General features: G+C 50.1%; 3 protein-coding genes. 1 reads left to right on the top strand and 2 read right to left on the bottom strand.

Annotated features, from left to right (window positions below; translation table 11 throughout):
• Together PX482_RS18600 and ggt are read right to left on the bottom strand one after the other, a co-directional pair.
• The coding region (locus PX482_RS18600; protein WP_288122824.1) for a helix-turn-helix domain-containing protein at positions 1–294 on the bottom strand (294 nt) is incomplete at its 3' end.
• 499 nt (positions 295–793) lie between these two features.
• Positions 794–2,482 carry a gamma-glutamyltransferase gene (gene ggt, locus PX482_RS18595; RefSeq protein WP_288122823.1) on the bottom strand — a complete coding sequence of 563 codons (1,689 nt, stop codon included), beginning with the start codon at positions 2,480–2,482 and terminating at the stop codon, positions 794–796.
• A 91-nt stretch (positions 2,483–2,573) separates the two neighbouring features.
• Between ggt and PX482_RS27820 the strand changes: the two genes are divergently transcribed.
• On the top strand, positions 2,574–2,629 hold a 56-nt coding region (locus tag PX482_RS27820), incomplete at its 3' end, for a helix-turn-helix domain-containing protein (protein WP_072024880.1).

The raw sequence follows: 2,629 nt of genomic DNA, 5'->3' as shown, positions 1-2,629 counted from the left end.
ATACTTAGTCCGACCAGCAAAGAAATTAGTAAAAGCTGTTTGTAAGTGTCTTAACCCTTGTTGTAAGGGGACACAGCTTACTTCATTAAGAAAGTCTAATTCTTCTTGCTTTTTCCACTCGGTTAGCATTGAAGAAGTTTGGGCGTAGCCTACTCTTTCTTGCTTTTCGTACCAAGCTTGTGTTCTGAGATGGAGAGCTTTATTGTCAACTAATCTTACACAGCCCAATGTGCGCCGCAATAGCGACTCTTGTTCGGGTGTGAGGTAAAATCGGAACGAATAGGCTTTTTCCATACCTCGCATTCTAGAATATATCGTGTAAATGCGCTAGTATTTAACGGTAAAGCCGTCGTAGAACGACGGGGTTTCAGACCCAAATTTTCGATGACCGCATAAAAGGCAAACACGAACCACCTGTAACGACGGGATAGTTCGCTAAGTCCGAGTAACGTCCCCAAGATAAGGGGGAGAGAGATAATTGTTGACATGGATTGTACCCCGCCCGATCGGGTATTTAGCGGCAAGGGACGTGAAGTGTCCCTAGTGACCTGGATTCTGGCGGCAATTTTCCTCGCTCGTTATGCCTTTACCCGGTTATGATTTGGGTAATTGCAGCAATTCTCATTTTAAGGTTTCATGACATTAAAACCCTTGCACCTAGAGGGGTTAATAATTCTTAACGAATCTCTAGATCGCTGAAACAACGCAAAATCGTTTCAAAATGAGAATTGCTGGGGTAATTGCCGTTTATATCGAAAAAATGGGGACATTTACCCCGTTTTTGGGTACTTTCTTAAAATCCCCTCGCTTCGCCTGCGTTTCTGCGTTGATCGGCCGCACCAGTAAAGGTTCGGGAGCGATCGACCGCAATCGACTCGGCCGATCCCCATTTCGGAAAAGGTTGGAAGGTATAGCCCCGTTTTTCGAGAGCGGCCACTACCTTCGGAGCGAGCGCGTTCGGTTCGATCAAAACCCGATCGGGCATTCCCTGATAATGGAATCGGGGATAGTTCACCGCTTCGGCAACGGTCATCCCGTAGTCGATCGTATGGGTGATCATCTGTAATACCGTTGTCGGGATGGTGGAACCGCCAGGGCTTCCGGTAATCAGTACCACCTGGCCATTTTTTACCACGATGGTGGGAGACATGGAACTCAGGGGACGCTTGCCCGGTTCAATCCGATTCGCTCGTCCCTGAATTAGCCCAAATTGGTTGGGGGAACCTAGTTTACTGACGAAATCATCCATTTCATTATTGAGTACAAAGCCAGTGTCACCCGCAATCACTCCGGCCCCGAAAGACGAGTTGATCGTATAGGTGACGGATACCGCATTGCCGGTGCGATCAATCACCGAGTAGTGAGTGGTACTATCGCCCTCTCGAATGATGGTTTGATAGAAGGGACGGGGATCTAAGGCCTGCTTGGTTGGGATTTTCTCCCGGATGGAGGCGGCGTATTCTGCCGATAGCAGTCGTTCTAGGGGAATCTGGACAAATTTCGGATCGCCGAGATAGGTATTGCGATCAACGTAGGCAAACAACATCGCAGCGAGAAAGCGATGAACCGTATCGGTTGATCGGAATCCCGAAGCTTTGAGATCATAGCCTTGTAGGATATTCAACATCAAGCACACCGTCATCCCTCCTCCAGGTGGCGGCGCGGTCAGGATATCGTAACCGCGATAGGTGCATTGTAGGGGTTCCTGTTCCAATGCCTGATAGGTGTCCAGGTCTTCAGCACTGAGAATTCCCCCCTGTTTCCGACTCTCCGCTACCACCTGCGCGCCGATTTCCCCCCCATAGAAAACTGCTGGCCCGCCGCGAGCAATCTGGGCTAGAGTGCGCGCGAGGTTCTTCTGTACTAAGCGATCGCCTACCTCGTAGGGTTTTGAACCATTTTTCAGGAAAATCGCCGCCATACTCGGATCTTTTAACTTCTCACCGCTTCTCCGGAGGATTTCTATATCTCCTGTCCCCAGGATAAATCCCTGTCTGGCAAGGGCGATCGCTGGGGCGATGACTTGTTGACGCGAGCGTGTACCGTATTTCTGTAAGGCCAGATCCAGACCTCGCACTGTACCAGGAACCGCCACCGCCAGATAGCCGTTGCGACTGCGGCCGGGGATAATCTCACCATTGCGATCAAGGTACATATTGGCGGTGGCGGCTAGAGGTGCGGTCTCTCGAAAATTGATAAACACGCTTTCGCCGTTGGCTAACCGGATCAGCATAAAGCCGCCACCGCCTAGATTGCCACAGCAAGGCTCGGTGACTGCAAGCGCGTAACCCACGGCAACGGCCGCATCGATCGCATTCCCACCCTTGCGGAGAATTTCCAGACCGACTCTAGAAGCTTCCCCCTGACTGGTAACCACCATGCCGTTTTTGCCCACGGCGGTTTTTTCTGGCAGTTGACCGCGCACGTTCTGACTAACGGTGATCGCAAGGAAAAACAAGAGAAACGTGCGGGGAATTTTCATCGAAAATTTGGGTCTGAAACCCCGTCGTTCTACGACGGCTTTACTGTTAAATATGAGCATCGTTTACGAAATATATGCTAAAATGTGAGGTATGGAAAAAGCCTATTCGTTTCGATTTTACCCCACACCCGAACAAGAGTCGCTATT

The sequence above is a fragment of the Microcystis sp. M53602_WE12 genome, from assembly GCF_030065455.1.
In the GTDB taxonomy this organism is placed as follows: Bacteria; Cyanobacteriota; Cyanobacteriia; order Cyanobacteriales; family Microcystaceae; genus Microcystis; species Microcystis aeruginosa.
The sequence above is the reverse complement of the archived record's forward strand: the minus strand, read 5'-3'. Positions and strand labels throughout refer to the sequence as shown.

What these genes read in the sequence shown, in the direction of transcription:
- ggt (WP_288122823.1), bottom strand. Translation starts at nt 2,482, where the DNA reads ATGAAAATTCCCCGCACGTTTCTCTTGTTTTTCCTTGCGATCACCGTT.